Genomic DNA, 18936 nt, shown 5'->3' on the forward strand with positions numbered 1-18936 from the left:
AGATAACTCATGCCTTAATGAATCAAGATATTATAAATCAGCAAATGGCATACCTTGGTGATAAGTTTTTGATACTTCCAGCAATAGATAATGAAGGTTACTCTATTAATATCGGTATGGTCTTTCGAAAGGATGAGTCGATATTGTTTGAAATGCTCAGCCGATCTTTAACTATGGTAACTGAGTCTGAGATTAATGCACTAAAATCACTCCATAAGAAAGTGAATGTGAATTATGGTTATGATAAGCAGCAAGTTATAATCTATTCTTTGATTGCAATGTGTATTTTTTTGTTTTTATTATTATTTGGAATAATTATATTTTATAAGTTAAAAAGTTCCTTAAAATACAGTCAAATCAGTTCAAAACTTTCAGAAGTTCAAGTGCAATGGCTGACGGATTTGCTCGATAAAATACCCAGCATGATCTTTATTTCAGATGTGAATGGGAAAGTAGTGTTATCTAACCGTTCATATAAGCAATGTAGCAAGGCTTCTCTAATTAGTGATGATGTGAATTGCCTCATATGTACTGGCATCGGATCTGTCGATCTGTCGAATAAACACTATCAGATTGATGAGAAATATTATGTCATTAATCATGAATCGATTGCGCATCCCAAGAGTGGGGATACTCATTACTTGACCGTTTGCAGTGATATCACAGAACTCAAGCTCTCAGAATTAGCATTACGTGATTCTAATAATAAGGCACTAGAAGCTGTAGATGCGAGGAATCATTTTTTAGCTGTAATGAGTCATGAGCTTAGAACGCCAATTGCGGCCATGCTAGGGTTGATGGAGATTTTATCAACTCGAATTAAAAACGATGAGAGCCGTTTGTTATTGACGAATGCAATTCGTTCTGCCGAGAGAATTAAGCACCATGTCCATGAGATTTTAGATTTTTCAAAAATGGAAGCTCAGCAATTACAATTAGATATACGCCAGCATAATATTTTAGAAGAGTTATGTCCCACCATTAGAAGCTTTGAAGCGAGTGCTAAGTTGAAAGGCGTTGAGTTCGTTGTTGATTGGGTGCCGACAGCTATTATTTACGCAAAGTTTGATGCATTACGCTTAAATCAGGTTCTTACCAATGTATTAGCCAATGCTGTTAAATTCACTACGGCAGGTACGGTTTCCATCCACGTTGAATTGACGGAAGAACAGATAGTCTTTGCCGTAAAAGATACGGGGTGCGGAATGAATGAAGCGCACTTGGATTCGTTATTTAAGCCATTCATGCAAGCGGATAAAACCATTACTCGCCAATATGGGGGTACTGGGCTTGGTATGTCAATAGTATCGAATTTAGTCAATCTAATGGATGGTCATATCACGGTTTCCAGTACGCTGAATGAGGGGACTCAAGTAACGATAGTGCTTCCCATTTGTGGTGAGCCGCTGTCTGAACCGTTGAGTCAACGTAACTACCGTTGCACTAACGAACGCATTATCGAGTGGCTGAAGTGTTGGCAGGTTTCGGTAAGTCAAGGTGGTGTATCCTTGGTCGATTTTGACGCGATAATGACCAAAAAACATCTCTATCCTGACCTGCTTATTGATAAGATAAAAGATAGTGAGCAAGTGCTGGTTCAACCAAAAAAAATGAAACTTTGCGGGCATGTTTTGGTGGTTGATGATGACGCTATTAACCGTTTGTTATTAAAAAAACAGCTGCATGAACTTGGTGTACAAGCAACCATTGTTGGTGATGGAGAAGAGGCATGCCATCTTTTACAAAGCGAAGACAGCCAGTTTGATTTACTACTAACAGATTGCCATATGCCTAAAATGGATGGTTTCGCTTTGGCAAGATTTGTTAAAAATTATATTCCGCAAGAGAGATATAAGGTGGTTATCGGTTGTACGGCAGAAGACTCACGGTTGATCGCAGAGAAGGCTTACCAGTCTGGTATGGAACACGTGTTGTATAAACCCTACTCGTTGGCGTCGCTGCATACTATGTTGAGTGGTTATCTTTCTATGTATCCTTTAGTAAATGTTGACTCAAAAAGCTGGCTTGAGAGCTTTTTACCGAGTGAAAAAAGTGAAATTGCTTCTGTTGTGGCAGAATCTTTAGCGGCCGAGGTCGATAGACTCGAAAAGCATGATTCTGATTACAAAATGATAGCCCATCGTGTTAAAGGCTCTGCCGGAGCGCTTCAACTGGATTATCTCGCGAGTCTTGCGGTTAGCTTGGAGCGCGAATTAGAACCACAAGCTGTTGTATCTGCAAAACAACGACTGATAATGGAAATGAAAATCGTGATTACACAAGCACAAGAATGGTTAGATAAACAGCAACGAGTAGATGACGAATGAACATTTTGATTGTCGAAGATGATCGAATTCAAGCCACGAGTTTGAAACTGAAACTCAGACAACTTGGATTGAATAATGTCGATATTGCAGCAAATGGACACCAAGCGTTGGCTTTATGCTTGCGCAAAGAGATATCGCTGGTTTTTTGTGATATTCATATGCCGGAAATGGACGGAGTTACGCTTTTGTCGATGCTTGGGGATAAACATCCTTCACTCGGAATTATTATATTGAGTGCTGTTGACGATGCCGTGTTAGACCTTACTTATAACATGTGCTGTTTAGCGAGCTTTAATTTTGTCGATGTTTTACGAAAACCCTATTCTATTGAGCAACTTGAAACCGTGATTCATGCGTTTCATGTGACGTGTGAACAACAGGCTGCAAGCATTACGCCTATCTCATTAGGGTACAAAGAGATAGAAACAGCATTCAGTGAAGATTGGTTATTCAATTACTATCAACCTCAGTTTGATTTTAAAACGGGTGTCATGGTTGGAGTCGAGGCACTTGTCCGACTCGATCACCCAGTTCATGGTGTATTAAGCCCTGCGCATTTTCTGCCTCTTATTGAAGAGCTGAATTTGATGGATAAGCTGTTTTTAATTGTTTTGGATAAAGCATTATCGGCTTTAGGCAGTTTGTCAGCCGATCTTCAGTTATCAATCAATATCTCCCAGAGTAATTTACAACAGCTGATCTGTGACCCTATTCTTACTCTCTGTCACAAATACGCGTTTCCTACTGATAAACTCACGCTCGAGCTGACGGAAGATCATGTCTATAACGGTACGACAGCATCACTGGCTAATCTTGCGCGTTTAAGAATGCATGGTGTTGGTTTATCCATTGATGATTTTGGCACAGGCTACGCCTCTCTAAGTCAGCTTTCGAAATTACCCTTTACAGAACTTAAAGTAGATCAAAGCTTTGTCCGCGATCTCTCCACCAATTATAAAAACCAGCAACTCACCAACATGTGCTTATTGCTAGCGCAATCCTTAGGTCTGCATTGTGTTGTCGAAGGTGTGGAGGACGAAGATACTTGGCAATATTTACGTCATTTAGGCGTGGATACTTGTCAAGGTTATTATTCGGCGATGCCCATGCCGATTGGCGATCTCGCTGAACTGTATAGCAAAAATATCAGCAAGCAGTTAAGCCATCAAAGTATTGAAGATGGTGTGTATTGCTTATTAGTTGGAGAAAATTCGACTAGCGCTAATGCCCTAAGAAAAATGTTGATGAGAGAAAAACGCGTTACGCAGGTGGTCGTTGCCAGTGATCTCGCTTGCGCTGTAAAGAGATTGCGTGATTTACCTTTTAATTTAGTGGTTGTGGATAGCTACTGCAGTAAAGACGCTAGTTTGCAGTTGCATCAGCATATTGAATCGATGAATTTTAAGGGAAGACTTATTTTTCTCAATGAATATCATGAAGCAATATCTGCAGAACTTGCACATGCGCGCCACATTGTGAAATCAGCTGCATTGACTGACACCATTCAGAGCATAATGGGGGAGGTTGGGCGAACAGTTAATTTTCAACCTAGTTTTCGACTCAATGAAAGACTATCCAGCAGAGAGTTGAGTGTGGCAAATTTGTTGATTCAAGGTTTGACCAATAAGCAGATAGCTAATCAACTGGATATTAATCAGAAAACAGTCAGTACTTACAAAGCGAGAATTCAAAGTAAATTGGGCATTCGTTCGGCCATGGAGTTGATTCGTTACATTGAGCTCGATCATCTTAGTGCCAGTTTGAGCATCGCGTAAACTGAATGTCGATTTGCGTAAGCATTAGATTACACTTTTCGGTGAAAGTGTTTATTTATTATTACCAATCAACACGTTGTTAATTTATTGTTAATCAATTTTAGTGACACTCTTCACGGATTTTATTTTTAGATGGCAGGATTATCCCTTTAAGTTAGATCTAACGTAACTAAGATGTTAAAAAAAGCTGATTTTCCAGTGAAACGTGCTGAAAATGTACTCAACACTAGATGATTTAGCACTATGGTCTGACCAGATAGCGCTTGGTAACTTTAATTCACTGAGTTTGAGTTAATTGTTGGGCTATTTATCTATTCCATTAGGTAAACCATGGAATTATGCATTTTTTTGCTACGATTTTATGGCAAATTACTTCAATGGTTGCTAATGTGTGCCGCTATCCTTAGGAGTTTTTAGATTTTTCTGCTTAGTTTTTGCGCTAAATAAATCTAAAGTTCTAGCGATGCTAGAGAGCTCTCAAGGAAGTCATGGATGCAAAAATAAAAACTTGGAGTTTATGCATGTATAAAAATAAAATCACCCAAGCCCTTCTTCTAGGGGCGGGTATGGCAGTGGCTGCCACTTCTACTTTTTCTATCGCGGCTGATGTTCCAGCCGGCACCAAATTGGCCAAAGTTCAGGAAATCGTTCGTGGTAACGGTACTGAAGTCGCCACACTCGATCCTCACAAATCCCAAGGTGTTCCTGAGTCGCACGTAATTCGTGACTTATTGGAAGGGCTTGTGAACCAAGACGCGGATGGTAAAACCATTCCTGGGGTTGCAGAAAGTTGGGAAACGGCAGACAACAAAACATTCATTTTCCATTTGCGCAAAAATGCAAAATGGTCAAATGGTGATCCTGTCACGGCTGGTGATTTTGTTTTCAGCTTCCAACGTGCAGTCGATCCTGTAACGGCTTCTCCTTACTCTTGGTATATGGAATATACCAAGATGAAAAATGCCAAAGAGATTATTGCAGGAACGAAAGACAAAAGTGAACTTGGCGTTAAAGCTAAAGATGACCATACACTCGTTGTTGAACTTGAAGATGCTGTGCCTTATTTCGTCATGATGATGGGCCACACAACAGTGAAACCAGTCCATAAAGCGACGGTTGAAAAGTTTGGTGACCAATGGACCAAGCCTGAGCATTTTGTTGGCAACGGTGCCTACGTTGTTGATCAATGGGTTGTCAATGAGCGTTTAGTATTAAAACGTAACGAGCAATATTGGGACAATGACAAAACAGTTATTAACAAAGTCACCTTCTTGCCCATAGAAAACCAAGTATCAGAAATGAACCGTTTCCTAGCAGGCGAAATCGATATCTCTTATGAATTACCCACCGAGCACTTCAAGCGTCTGAAGAAAGAACACCCGGAATCAGTATCGATTCAGGGTAACTTGTGTACTTATTACTATCTGTTCAATACCAAAAAGGCACCATTTGACGACGTTCGCGTGCGTAAAGCGATTTCTTACGCTATCGACCGTAACATTGTGAGTGATGCGATTTTAGGTCAAGGCCAAAAACCAGCTTATTTCTTAACACCTGAAATTACGGCAGGCTTTAATCCTCAAATGCCAGCATATGGCAAGATGACGCAAAAAGAGCGCGATGCAGAAGCGGCAAAATTGTTGGCTGAAGCGGGCTTTAATAAAGACAACCCTCTGAAATTCAGCCTCCTCTACAATACATCGGAAAACCACAAGAAAATCGCTGTAGCACTGGGTTCTATGTGGAAAAAAACGCTCGGTATTAATGTCGTATTAGAGAACCAAGAGTGGAAAACCTATCTAGATTCTAAAGATCAAGGTAACTTTGAAGTGGCACGTGCTGGTTGGTGTGGTGACTATAATGAAGCGTCTTCATTCTTGACCTTGATGGTGAGCAATAACACCACGGGTGGTTTGCACTACCAAAGCGCTGAATACGATGCAATTATTGATAAAGCGTTAAAATCAACCTCTGAAGAGGAGCGCACTAAGCTATATCTGGATGCTGAAAAACTATTAACCAAAGATATGCCGATTGCCCCTATCTATCAGTATGTTAAATCTCGTTTATTATCTCCTAATGTAGGCGGCTTCCCGATGAATAACGCGGAAGAGAAGATCTACTCAAAAGATCTTTATATCACAGCAAAGTAAGTCCACTTACGCTGATAAAAATATAACGACTTAGACACTGCATGTAGCCATCTTCAGATAGTAATTTACATGCAGCGTCTTTCTAATTTTCATTGTCACAGACTGAAAGAGTGAGTTTATGCTTAAATTCATCGCAAAAAGGATATTGGAAGCGATACCAACCATGTTGGTGTTGATCACAGTATCTTTCTTTCTCATGCGTTTCGCTCCGGGTAACCCATTCTCAAGCGAGCGTCCTTTACCACCGGAAGTGATGGCCAACATTGAGGCTAAATATGGCTTAGACAAACCCGTCTCTGAGCAATACTTCACCTACTTGACCAATATTTTGCAAGGTGATTTTGGCCCATCATTCAAATACCAAGATTATACGGTGAATGAATTGATCGCCGTTGCCTTGCCTGTCTCGGCAAAAGTCGGCTTTATCGCTTTTATTTTTACTGTTATCGCGGGTGTTTCCATCGGTACGATTGCCGCATTAAAACACAACACTTGGATTGACTACACCATCATGTCGACGGCAATGATTGGCGTGGTGATGCCGTCGTTTGTTCTCGCCCCAGCTTTAATTTATCTCTTCTCCTTGCATTGGAAAATATTCCCGGCTGGTGGTTGGTTAGATGGAAGTTTCCAATATTTAGTGCTGCCAGTGCTGGGTATGTCGATGCTCTATATTGCCACTTTTGCCCGTATCACCCGTGGCTCAATGATAGAAACACTCAACAGTAACTTTATTCGCACGGCACGCGCGAAAGGATTGAGTTATCCCTATATCGTTGTTAACCATGCTTTGAAGCCTGCTTTACTGCCTGTTGTATCGTACATGGGGCCTGCGTTTGTCGGTATTATTACGGGGTCTGTGGTGATTGAAACGATTTTCGGTCTACCGGGTATCGGTAAGCTGTTTGTTAACGCTGCATTTAACCGCGATTACTCATTGGTGATGGGTGTAACCATTTTAATTGGTTTCCTATTTATTCTTTTCAACGCCATTGTTGATATTTTGCTTGCGGTCATTGACCCGAAAATTCGCTACTAACAGGGACGTATGGTTATGTTAACGAAAAGAGAAAACCTAGCCGCGGTTGAGAAGTTTTCTGAAAACTTAGAAATAGCTGGCCGCAGCTTATGGCAAGATGCGCGAATTCGCTTTATGCGTAACAGAGCGGCAATGGTCAGCTTGTGTATTCTGACGATGATGACCCTTGCGGTGATCGTACTACCGATGATGGCCCCGTATACCTATGACAATACGGACTGGTATTCAATGCACGTTGGGCCCAATGCGGATCATTGGTTCGGCACCGATAGCCTTGGGCGTGATTTGTATGTGCGTACCTTAGTTGGTGGGCGAATTTCGCTGATGGTTGGCGTAATGGGCGCTCTGGTTGCTGTTCTGATCGGCACACTTTATGGTGCGGCGTCGGGCTTCATTGGCGGTAAAGTAGACCGCATTATGATGCGTATTTTGGAGATTCTATACGCTGTTCCTTTCATGTTCCTTGTGATTGTGTTGGTCACGTTTTTTGGCCGCAATATCGTACTTATCTTCGTCGCTATCGGTGCAATTGCATGGCTTGATATGGCGCGAATTGTGCGTGGCCAAACCTTGAGCCTACGCAGCAAAGAGTTTATTGAAGCGGCGCATGTGTGTGGCGTCAGCAACTGGAAAATTATTACACGTCATATTGTGCCAAACGTGTTGGGTATTGTAGCGGTCTATTCGACGCTGTTGATCCCAAGTATGATTTTGACAGAGTCATTTTTATCTTTCCTTGGTCTTGGTGTTCAAGAGCCGATGACAAGCTGGGGAGCACTTCTACAAGAAGGTTCACAAACAATGGAAGTCGCTATTTGGCAACTTGCTTTCCCAGCCGCGTTCATGGTGGTCACCCTGTTTTGCTTTAACTATGTCGGTGATGGTCTGCGTGATGCGCTTGATCCTAAAGACCGATAATTAAAAGATTAAGGAAGCAATAATGAGCTTATTAGATGTCAAAGATCTGCGGGTCGAATTTACCACTCAAGATGGTATTGTCACTGCTGTTAACGATTTAACTTTTTCACTGGAGCAAGGCGAAACCCTCGGTATCGTAGGGGAGTCTGGCTCTGGTAAATCGCAAACCGTGTTCGCTATTATGGGCCTACTTGCCAAAAACGGTATTATCACGGGCAGCGCAAAATTTGAAGGGAAAGAGATCCTCAATTTGCCAGAAAAAGCCTTGAACAAAGTGCGTGCTGAACAAATTGCGATGATCTTCCAAGACCCAATGACGTCACTGAATCCTTATATGAAGGTCAGCGATCAGTTGATGGAAGTGCTGATGCTGCACAAAGGAATGAGCAAGTCGGCTGCGTTTGAAGAGTCGGTACGTATGCTAGAGGCGGTTAAAATCCCCGAAGCGCGTAAGCGAATTACCATGTATCCGCATGAGTTTTCTGGCGGTATGCGTCAACGCGTTATGATTGCAATGGCGTTGTTATGCCGGCCTAAGTTACTGATTGCCGATGAGCCCACCACCGCATTGGACGTAACGGTGCAAGCCCAAATTATGGATTTGTTAAATGAACTCAAAAGCGAATTCAATACCGCCATTATCATGATCACCCATGATCTGGGTGTGGTTGCGGGTTCATGTGACAAAGTATTGGTAATGTATGCTGGGCGTACGATGGAATATGGCTCTGTGGATGAAATTTTCTACAACCCGAGTCACCCTTACGCTGAAGGTTTATTAAAAGCCATTCCTCGTTTGGATACGGAAGGTGAAATATTACCAACAATTCCTGGAAACCCACCTAACTTGCTACGATTGCCACCGGGTTGCCCTTATCAAGAGCGCTGCCACCGAGTGACAGAACGCTGTAAACGTGAAGCACCTATTTTATTGCCATTTGCCGATGGTCGCCAACGTGCCTGTTTTTCTGATTGGGAGGCTTGGGTTAAATGAGCGAACAAAAACCATTATTATTGGATGTAAAGAACCTCAAAGTTCACTTCAACATTGCCTCTAAATCCGCGTGGCCGTGGTCTAAACCATCCAACCTAAAAGCCGTAGATGGCGTTAATGTGCGCCTATATGAGGGTGAAACTCTCGGTGTAGTAGGCGAATCAGGTTGCGGAAAATCTACTTTTGCGCGAGCGATCATTGGTTTAGTCGAAGCCACCGAGGGTGAAGTGGTGTGGCTAGGAAATGATTTGACGAAAATGCATGAGGTTGAGCGTCGCAAAACCCGTAAGCAAATTCAGATGATTTTCCAAGACCCACTGGCGTCATTGAACCCAAGAATGTCGGTTGGCGATATTATTGCAGAGCCACTTCAAACCTTTTATCCAGAACTTTCGAAGCAAGAAGTGAAGGATCGTGTAAAAGAGATGATGACAAAAGTCGGTTTATTGCCGAACGTCATTAACCGCTATCCCCATGAATTCTCTGGTGGTCAGTGTCAACGTATTGGTATTGCCCGTGCGCTCATTTTAAAACCGAAAATGATCATCTGTGATGAGCCAGTTTCTGCTTTGGATGTTTCAATCCAAGCGCAGGTGGTTAACCTGCTCAAAGAGCTGCAAAATGAGCTTGGTTTAAGTTTGGTTTTTATTGCCCATGATTTATCGGTAGTGAAACACATCTCTGATCGTGTACTCGTGATGTATTTAGGCAATGCGGTCGAGCTTGGCACCTCTGAGGCGTTGTTTGCGAATCCATCACACCCTTACACCAAAGCTTTGATGTCGGCTGTGCCAATTCCAGATCCGAAACTGGAGCGTGCTAAGAAAATTCAGATGCTAGAAGGGGATTTACCCTCGCCAATCAACCCGCCTTCTGGATGTGTTTTCCGTACCCGCTGTCCTCAAGCGACGGAAATCTGTGCACAGCAAAAACCGCAGATTAAAGGTAGTGATGAACATGCTGTGTCTTGTTTGCATGTCGAGCTCTAAATTTAGCCTGTGACAGGCTTAAGCGCGACGCATTTCTGGGTCGCGCTTTTTTTATCTGTGCGCTTAGGTATAGACAAATCGGGTATAGATAAATCGCACTGTTCAAAATTTCTGAATAACAAGGACAACTTCCTCCGGTTTTACCATTTTCTCTCCTACTTATAATAAAAAAGTCATCGGAATGAGGAGTGGAGATCATGGGAAAATTAGTTGAAGGCTTCTGGCACGATGTTTGGTATGACACCAAAAGCAGCGCTGGGCGTTTTGTTCGCGAAGACGCAGGATTCAGACACTGGGTCGACAGCCAGCCAGACGCACGATTTCAACCAGAATCGGGCCGTTATCATTTGTATGTCTCTTTGGCATGCCCTTGGGCTCACCGTACATTGATTTTTCGCCAACTCAAATCACTCACCGAACACATTAATGTTACGGTCGTTTGTCCTGACATGCTAAGTGAAGGCTGGTCTTTTGGTATTCCTGAACCTCTGTTCGGCTATACCAAGCTCCATCAAATCTACACCAAAGCAAAGGTAGATTATTCAGGGCGAGTAACTGTACCTGTGTTGTGGGATAAGAAGACTAATACCATTGTTAGCAATGAATCTTCTGAGATTATTCGCATGTTTAACAGTGCATTTAATGAGTTAACGGGTAACCAGTACGACTACTATCCGCAAGCACTCAGCAAAGCTATCGATGAATGGAATGCGTATATCTACCCCAATATTAATAATGGCGTCTATCGATGTGGGTTTGCGACCACGCAAGAGGCCTATGACGATGCATATGATGCACTCTTTACGGCATTAGATAAGGTCAACAATCATTTAGCGACGTATCGCTACTTGGTCGGTAACCAGATCACCGAGGCGGATTGGCGTTTATTCACTACACTTATCCGTTTTGATGCTGTTTACGTCGGTCATTTTAAATGCAATAAACAGCGTATCGCCGATTATGAGAACTTAAGCGGTTACTTAAAAGAGCTTTACCAAATCGACGGTATCAAACAAACGACCGATTTTTACCACATCAAACGCCACTATTATTTCAGCCATATCGGTATTAACCCAACGCAAGTGGTACCTAAGGGGCCGGATCTTGATCTTGATTCGCCCCATGAGCGCGGCTTTATTGGGTTATAACGAGGGTGGAAGTGTGCTATAAAAAAGGCTCTTATGTGATACATAAGAGCCTTTTAATCAGCAAGTTAGGCTAAGAATTTTATTTTGTTTCTTGGCTTGCTTGAATCGCCGTCAACGCGATTGTGTAAACAATGTCGTCAACCAATGCACCACGAGACAAATCGTTTACTGGTTTACGCATGCCTTGCAGCATTGGACCGATAGAAACAAGGTCTGCTGAGCGTTGTACCGCTTTGTAAGTTGTATTACCTGTGTTTAGGTCAGGGAAGACAAATACCGTTGCTTTACCAGCGACTGGAGAGTTTGGTGCTTTAGAAGCCGCCACGTTTTCCATGATTGCAGCATCGTATTGCAAAGGACCGTCGATAATAAGATCTGGACGTTTCTCTTGAGCAATGCGCGTCGCTTCACGCACTTTATCAACATCAGCACCTTTACCTGATTCACCCGTCGAGTAAGAGATCATCGCCACGCGCGGGTCAATGCCGAATGCTGCTGCAGAATCGGCCGATTGAATCGCGATTTCAGCGAGCTGTTCAGCATTTGGATCTGGGTTGATGGCGCAGTCGCCGTATACCAACACTTGATCAGGCAATAGCATGAAGAAGATAGAGGATACAATCGAGGCATTTGGCGCGGTCTTAATGATTTGGAATGGAGGAACAATGGTGTTGGCTGTGGTATGAACCGCACCAGAAACCAAACCGTCAACTTCATCCGCTTCAAGCATCATTGTGCCAAGGAATACTGAATCTTGCAGTTTTTCACGAGCCACAACTTCCGTCATGCCTTTTGAACCACGCAGCTCAACCAAGCGAGCAACGTAGTTTTCGCGCACTGAGTCAGCATCGATAATTTCAACGCCAGCACCTAACTCAACACCTTGCTGCGCAGCAACACGGCGGATTTCATCAGGGTTACCAAGTAGAACACAAGTCGCAATACCGCGCTCAGCACAAATAGATGCCGCTTTTACCGTGCGTGGTTCATCCCCTTCAGGAAGCACAATACGTTTACCTGCACGACGAGCATACTCAGTTAACTGGTAACGGAATGCTGGCGGGCTAAGGCGACGAATACCTTGCGTGCCCTCAGTGAGCGAATTAATCCAAGGGCCATCGATGTGGCTAGCAACATGATCGCTGATGAACTCGATACGTTCTTTATCGTCAGCTGGAACTTCTAGGCTAAAGCTTTGTAGGTTGAGTGACGTTTGCCAAGTGTTACCTTGTGCTTTAAAAATAGGCAAGCCGCTTTCAAAGGCTGGTTTACATAGGTTCACAATCTCTTGTGGCATATCGTAACCGCCAGTCAGCAGTACCGCACCAATTTCAACGCCATTCATTGCGGCCAGAGAGGCGGCAACAATCACGTCAGGACGATCGGCCGATGTCACTAAGAGTGACCCTGGCTTAAAGTGCTCAATCATGTGTGGCAAAGAACGCGCACAGAAAGTGATGCTCTTAATACGGCGAGACTTAATTTCACCTTCATTAATGATTTCAGCTTTCAGGTGTTTGGCCATATCAATAGCACGAGTCGCGATAAGATCGATACTCCAAGGCACGCAACCTAACACACGAATTGGGCTAGTGTTGAAGATCTGCATCACTTCTAAATTGGCTTGTTTCGCGCTATCTGCATCATCAAAAATTTCTGATAAGTCAGGGCGAGTACGGCCTGCTTCATCAACAGGGGCATTAAGCTTGTTGATAATAACACCTGAAATGTTTTTATTTTTTGTTCCACCAAAGTTTGAGCACGCAACTTCAATACGCTCTTTCAACTGAGTTGGGTTGTCCGTTCCCGGTGTCGCGACAAACACAATTTCTGCGCCCAGTGTTTTGGCAATTTCTGCGTTCACTTGGTTCGCGAATGGGTGTTTGCGTGTTGGCACAAGGCCTTCAATCAGTGTTACTTCAGAATCTTTATTGATGTGGTTGTAACGCTCAACGACGGTTTCAAGCAACACATCCATCTTTTCGCTACCGATCAACGTTTCTGCCGCTGACATCATCATCGGTTCTGCAATGCTGATGTCGCTGTTGCGACCGATAATCGTTGAAGTGAGATCAGGTTGATCGCCACCCGAGCGAGGTTGTGCAATAGGCTTATAAAAAGAAACGCTAACACCTTTACGCTCCATGGCGCGAAGGACACCCATGCTCACGCTAGTAAGACCAACACCAGCGCTGATAGGGATAAGCATAATAGTACGGGACATGAGTAGAGTACCTCAAACTATTGAAATCAATCTAACCGAAACTAGATTGAAAAAGGAACAAAGCCCAACATGACCTTCTTCGGAAATAAGCCTACTGACCTAAATCGCTAGAAACTAAGGGTTGAGCCCCGGTAAAAAACTGGCTAACTCAGAGAGTTAGCCAGAAAGTCAATTAAAGACCTGCCAGACGAGCAGTATCTTCAGCAATCACTAGCTCTTCATTGGTCGAGATAACCATAGCTGGAATACGGCTGTTTGCCGTTGTGATCACACCTTCGCCGCCAAAACGTGCTTTTAGGTTTGCTGCGCTGTCGACTTCGATACCGAAGATAGCCAAACGGTTTAGTACCATTTCACGGATAGGGCCTGAGTTCTCACCGATACCACCAGTGAAGACGATAGCGTCTAGGCGACCGTCAAGGCTTGCTGTGTAGCCAGCCACGTATTTTGCTAGGCGGTGGCAGAACACGTCCATTGCACGAGTCGCTTCTTCTTTCTCACCGTAGTTATCTTCAACAAAACGGCAATCCGAAGTCACTTGAGTTAAGCCTTGTAGGCCAGACTCTTTGGTTAGCATAGTGTTGATTTGATCAACAGAGTAACCCAGTGCATCGTGCAGGTGGAAGATGATTGCAGGGTCGATGTCACCACAACGTGTGCCCATCACCAAACCTTCAAGCGGCGTTAGACCCATTGAAGTATCAACTGATTGACCGTTTTTGATCGCACAAACAGAAGCACCATTGCCTAGGTGACAGTTGATGATGTTAACTTCTTCAACTGGCTTGTTGAGTAGGCCTGCAACTTCACGAGTGATGAATAAGTGTGAAGTACCATGCATGCCATAACGACGGATACCATGCTCTTTGTATAGATTGTACGGAAGAGCATATAGGAAAGACTCTTCAGGCATAGTTTGATGGAACGCAGTATCAAACACAGCTACGTTTTGAAGCTCAGGGAAGTTTTTCTTAGCGGCTTCGATACCGATGATGTGTGCTGGGTTATGAAGCGGTGCAAAGGTTGCAGCGTCTTGGATACCTTTCAGTACATCATCAGAGATAAGTGCAGATTGAGTGAACTGCTCACCACCGTGTACGATACGGTGACCGATAGCGCCAAGGTTAGCTTTAAGCTCTGGCTTAGAAGCAAGAATAGTTTCAACCATAAACGCGAGTGCTTCTTCGTGCGCTGCACCTTCGCCTAGTTGCGCTTCGTGTTTACCGTCAAGTTTCCACTTGATACGTGCTTCAGGAAGGTGAAGACATTCAGCAAGACCTGATAGGTGCTCAGCACCTGTTTCTGCATCGACAACAGCAAATTTAAGAGAAGAACTACCGCAGTTTAAAACTAAAACTAGCTTAGACATGTGTGACTACCTGTAATAATCGGTTAGGATAAAAATCATTCACAAGAATAGTAGAACCGTTGTGGAGCGCTACTAATCTTGGTCAATAAAACTTGAATTTCCGTATAATGAGACGGGGCTTTTAACGTAAAGTCGTCGATGCATTCCTTGCAGATTTCATCTCGGAGTTGCCTAAATTGTAAATAACGGCAACAATGAGATTGAGGGCTCGCAAAGAATAGCGATAATGGGCCAATATAACAAAAAAAAATTGAAATAATATTAACTTCTATCAATTTTTTACTAGATTAGTTGAATCATTAAACTATTTTTTAGTTGAATGGGCAGCATCGAGAGTGAGGGCGCGCTATGAATAACAAAGTTGGAATCGTTCACAGCCTGAAAGATGGTCAGAAATATATGGATGTTTGGCCTGTGCGTAAAGAACTAGGCCTCATTTTTCCTGAGCAACGGATCATTAAAGCCACGCGTTTTGGCGTGAAGGCTATGCCAGCTATCGCCGCAATCAGTGTACTGACACAGATGGTTTTTGAAAATACACAGGCGATGCCCCAAGCAGTGGTAGTGGCACTTTTTGCCATAAGCTTACCGCTACAAGGTATGTGGTGGCTGGGAAACCGCGCCAATACCCAACTTCCACCTTCGCTTGCTGGGTGGTACCGAGAGCTGTACCAGAAGATTGTCGATACTGGTTTTGCTTTAGAGCCAATCAAAGCGAAGCCGAGATACAAAGAGCTGGCTGCTATCCTCAACCGAGCATTCCGTCAGTTAGATGACGCCGCGTTAGAACGCTGGTTCTAGCCACCCAGTTAGCATGTGAATAAAAGGCAAAGAGGACTTCCGCAGTGAACTCCTCTTTGTTATTCAACTTTCGCCTTATTCTTATCTCTCTTTTTGTTACTTTACTGTTAAAGCTCACTTCCCTTTAGCCTGAGTTACTGGTAATAATGTTGTCAGCGACGCTCAGTGCGCGTACATAAAAATATTAAAAACACAACATCCAACATGTATACCCAAACAATATGAAGTTGTAAGCAATCTGCAATGGGATGAATCCTAATGTGGCACAGGTTAACTGTGTTTAACGGGATGAGCGCATTTGCTAGCACTGCTACCGCTTTAAGTAGGAAGGGTATAATGCTTAAATCAAGGAGTTAAGATGAAAGCAGGCAAAGCCATTGTTACCGCCGTTTTTGCAGGAGCAGTATTACTCTCTTCCACAAGCATCATGGCCAAAACAGCGAAAGTCGCCGTATCGCAAATTGTTGAGCACCCAGCTTTAGACGCAACCAGACAAGGTTTACTTGATGGTTTAAAAGCAAAAGGTTATGAACAAGGCAAAAATCTAGATTTTGATTTTAAAACCGCGCAAGGCAACCCAGCTATTGCTGTTCAAATTGCGCGCCAATTTGTCGGGGAAAATCCTGATGTGTTAGTCGGCATCGCAACCCCCACGGCGCAAGCGCTCGTCTCTGCAACCAAAACTATTCCTGTCGTGTTCACGGCGGTGACCGATCCTGTCGGTGCTAAATTGGTGAAAAAACTTGAGCAACCGGGTAAGAACGTGACCGGGCTTTCTGATCTATCGCCAGTTGAACAGCACATTGAGCTGATCAAAGAGATCATGCCAAACGTGAAATCTATCGGTGTAGTGTATAACCCCGGTGAGGCCAATGCAGTGAGCTTGATGGAACTGCTTAAATCGAGCACTCAAAAACATGGCATTAAACTTATTGAAGCGACAGCCTTAAAAAGCGCAGACGTACAAACTGCGACACAGGCGATTGCCTCAAAATCAGACATTATCTATGCCTTGATTGATAATACCGTCGCCAGTGCGATTGAAGGGATGATTGTTTCGGCAAACCAAGCTAAGACCCCAGTATTTGGCGCAGCAACCTCTTATGTTGAACGCGGAGCGATTGCTAGCCTTGGCTTTGATTATTACCAAATTGGCGTACAAACCGCGGACTATGTTGTCGCTATCTTGGAAGGCCAAGCACCGGGTAAACTGGATGTTAAAGTGGCCAAAGGGTCTGATTTAATGATCAACAAAACCGCAGCGGAAAAACTGGGCGTAACGATTCCTCAGTCAGTACTTGATCGTGCTACGAGCGTAAAATAAAGACCATTCAGAGCTAGAGCGAAGGCTTTAGCTCTGTTTAAGCAGAGAAAGGAGTTGTTATGTCTGCTTTTGCTTTTTTTGGCGCTCTAGAGATAGGGCTGCTGTACGGATTAGTGGCATTGGGTGTTTACCTCACTTTCCGTGTCCTTGATTTCCCCGATTTAAGCGTTGACGGCAGTTTCCCGATGGGCGCTGCGGTGGCCGCAACGGCGATTGTGGCAGGTATTAACCCTTGGGTTGCTACAGGAATGGCAATACTTGCGGGTGCCTTTACCGGTTGGGTGACTGCATTTCTTGCGGTTCGCTGCGGTATTTTGCATCTATTGGCGTCGATTCTCACCATGATTGCCGCCTTCTCCATCAATATTCGTATTATGGGACGCCCCAATATTGCTCTGCTTGGGGAGGAGACCATTCTTACGCCCTTTGAAGCCATGGGTGACTCGGTTTACATTCGCCCCCTGGTCGTGGGTGTATTGGTCTTGATTTCGGCCTGGTTTGTGGTGCGATTATTAAACAGTGACTTTGGACTTGGACTGCGTGCTACGGGCGTTAATGCCCGCATGGTGAGAGCACAAGGCGGAAGCACCTCGTTTTATACCTATTTTGCTCTTGCGTTATCGAATGGTTTTGTCGGTTTTGCTGGGGCACTGTTTGCGCAAACCAACAGTTTTGCTGATGTAACTTCGGGCGTAGGGACGATTGTCGTTGGCCTTGCTGCTGTGATCTTGGGGCAGACGTTGATCCCTGGTCGCCGGATCTGGGTTGCAGTGCTGGCGGTCATCGTCGGTTCAGTGCTGTACCGTTTAGCGGTCGCCTTTGCTTTGAGCTCGGGCATGTTCGGTTTGCAGGCGTCTGATCTCAACTTAGTTACTGCTGTGCTGGTGGCCATTGCACTGATTGCGCCAAAAATGAAAAGGAACTTCAAAGCAAAAAAGGGTAATTCTCCTGCTCAGAAGTCGGTTGTTGCTAAGCAGGATAAAGCGTCAGGAGAAACATTATGATTCGTTTAGAAGATATTCAAGTCACGTTTAACCCTGGCACAATTTTAGAAAATAGAGCGTTAAGAGGTGTTCACCTCGAAGTACCTGAACATCAATTTTTAACTGTGATTGGCTCAAATGGTGCAGGGAAATCGACCTTATTAGGCGCTGTAACGGGCGAAACGCCCATGATGGCAGGCAAAGTACTCATCGATGAAGTCGATGTCACGCGCCAGAGCGTGGATCAGCGTGCACGTTTATGCGCTCGCGTGTTCCAAGACCCACTTGCCGGTACATGTGGCGATTTAACCATTGAAGAGAATATGGCTTTAGCCTACATGCGCGGCAAGCGCCGAGGGTGGGGGCTGTCACTTTCTTCATCACGTCGCAAGTTGTTTCAAGAGCGAATCGCTATCCTTGGTTTGGGATTAGAAGATCGTTTAGGCGATAACATCGGCCTACTGTCTGGTGGGCAGCGTCAAGCGGTTAGCTTAGTGATGGCAACCTTATCTGACAGTAAATTGTTACTGCTTGATGAGCACACTGCGGCTCTGGACCCTAGAATGGCGGCCTTTATCATTGATTTGACCAAAACAATCGTCAAAGAATTTAACTTGACGGTGATGATGGTAACGCACTCGATGAAAGATGCCTTAGCGTGTGGTGATCGCACTGTAATGCTTCACCAAGGTGAAATTGTTCTTGATGTATCTGGTGAGCAGCGTGCCAATATGAAAGTGCCTGATCTACTGGAAATGTTTTCGAAAGTTCGAGGCGAAGAGCTGGCAGATGATAGCCTTCTACTCAGTTAATGGTTTTATTTCGTTATCACAGAGGGTTAGTTAACACAGTGGTTGACTACGCAGCAACAGGCTTTCTCGGCGTGAGTTTG

General features: G+C 44.1%; 14 protein-coding genes. 12 read left to right on the forward strand and 2 right to left on the reverse strand.

The window, feature by feature from the left end:
* The 8 genes from AACU59_RS12635 to AACU59_RS12670 form a co-directional block, all read left to right on the forward strand.
* Positions 1–2327, forward strand: a 2327-nt coding sequence (locus AACU59_RS12635) for a hybrid sensor histidine kinase/response regulator (protein WP_161437594.1), incomplete at its 5' end; no start/stop codon positions are given.
* Positions 2324–4102, forward strand: coding sequence for an EAL domain-containing protein (locus AACU59_RS12640; RefSeq protein ID WP_094145683.1), 1779 nt, complete (start codon positions 2324–2326; stop codon positions 4100–4102). The genes AACU59_RS12635 and AACU59_RS12640, both read left to right, overlap by 4 nt.
* Before the next feature lie 521 nt (positions 4103–4623).
* Positions 4624–6255 (forward strand): ABC transporter substrate-binding protein, encoded by a 1632-nt coding sequence (locus tag AACU59_RS12645; protein WP_141195622.1) that lies wholly within the window; start codon positions 4624–4626, stop codon positions 6253–6255.
* A gap of 118 nt (positions 6256–6373) precedes the next feature.
* Positions 6374–7294 (forward strand): oligopeptide ABC transporter permease OppB, encoded by a 921-nt coding sequence (oppB, locus tag AACU59_RS12650; RefSeq protein WP_013856495.1) that lies wholly within the window; start codon positions 6374–6376, stop codon positions 7292–7294.
* 15 nt (positions 7295–7309) lie between these two features.
* Positions 7310–8212 carry an oligopeptide ABC transporter permease OppC gene (gene oppC / locus AACU59_RS12655; protein ID WP_026028150.1) on the forward strand — a complete coding sequence of 301 codons (903 nt, stop codon included), beginning with the start codon at positions 7310–7312 and terminating at the stop codon, positions 8210–8212.
* Positions 8213–8234: 22 nt separating this feature from the next.
* The gene (locus AACU59_RS12660; RefSeq protein WP_094145609.1) at positions 8235–9206 is read left to right on the forward strand and encodes an ABC transporter ATP-binding protein; all 972 of its coding nucleotides are present in this window, start codon (positions 8235–8237) and stop codon (positions 9204–9206) included.
* Positions 9203–10195: a murein tripeptide/oligopeptide ABC transporter ATP binding protein OppF gene (gene oppF, locus AACU59_RS12665; RefSeq protein ID WP_010319732.1), complete on the forward strand. Its 993-nt coding sequence runs from the start codon at positions 9203–9205 to the stop codon at positions 10193–10195. The genes AACU59_RS12660 and oppF overlap by 4 nt, the downstream gene beginning before the upstream one ends.
* A 197-nt stretch (positions 10196–10392) precedes the next feature.
* Complete coding sequence (locus AACU59_RS12670) at positions 10393–11343, forward strand: glutathione S-transferase family protein (protein ID WP_094145610.1); 951 nt, start codon at positions 10393–10395, stop codon at positions 11341–11343.
* Positions 11344–11422: 79 nt separating this feature from the next.
* On the opposite strand, the gene pta is transcribed toward AACU59_RS12670, so the two are convergent.
* The gene (pta, locus tag AACU59_RS12675) at positions 11423–13567 is read right to left on the reverse strand and encodes a phosphate acetyltransferase (protein WP_013856498.1); all 2145 of its coding nucleotides are present in this window, start codon (positions 13565–13567) and stop codon (positions 11423–11425) included.
* 172 nt (positions 13568–13739) lie between these two features.
* A complete protein-coding gene (locus tag AACU59_RS12680) occupies positions 13740–14936 on the reverse strand; it encodes an acetate kinase (RefSeq protein WP_013856499.1) in 1197 nt (398 codons plus the stop codon).
* A 348-nt stretch (positions 14937–15284) separates the two neighbouring features.
* Between AACU59_RS12680 and yfbV the strand changes: the two genes are divergently transcribed.
* The 4 genes from yfbV (at position 15285) to AACU59_RS12700 (ending at position 18856) form a co-directional block, all read left to right on the forward strand.
* Positions 15285–15737: a terminus macrodomain insulation protein YfbV gene (gene yfbV, locus AACU59_RS12685; RefSeq protein ID WP_013856500.1), complete on the forward strand. Its 453-nt coding sequence runs from the start codon at positions 15285–15287 to the stop codon at positions 15735–15737.
* 358 nt (positions 15738–16095) lie between these two features.
* Positions 16096–17061, forward strand: a complete 966-nt coding sequence (locus tag AACU59_RS12690) for an ABC transporter substrate-binding protein (RefSeq protein WP_017048094.1) — start codon at positions 16096–16098, stop codon at positions 17059–17061.
* Between the two features lie 59 nt (positions 17062–17120).
* Positions 17121–18065, forward strand: coding sequence for an ABC transporter permease (locus AACU59_RS12695; RefSeq protein WP_013856502.1), 945 nt, complete (start codon positions 17121–17123; stop codon positions 18063–18065).
* Positions 18062–18856, forward strand: a complete 795-nt coding sequence (locus tag AACU59_RS12700; RefSeq protein WP_010319725.1) for an ABC transporter ATP-binding protein — start codon at positions 18062–18064, stop codon at positions 18854–18856. Before AACU59_RS12695 ends, AACU59_RS12700 begins: the two co-directional genes overlap by 4 nt.
* The last annotated feature ends 80 nt before the right edge of the window (positions 18857–18936 follow it).

Origin of the sequence: Vibrio sp. V23_P3S9T160, assembly GCF_963886625.1 — a bacterium.
GTDB lineage: Bacteria > Pseudomonadota > Gammaproteobacteria > Enterobacterales > Vibrionaceae > Vibrio > Vibrio anguillarum.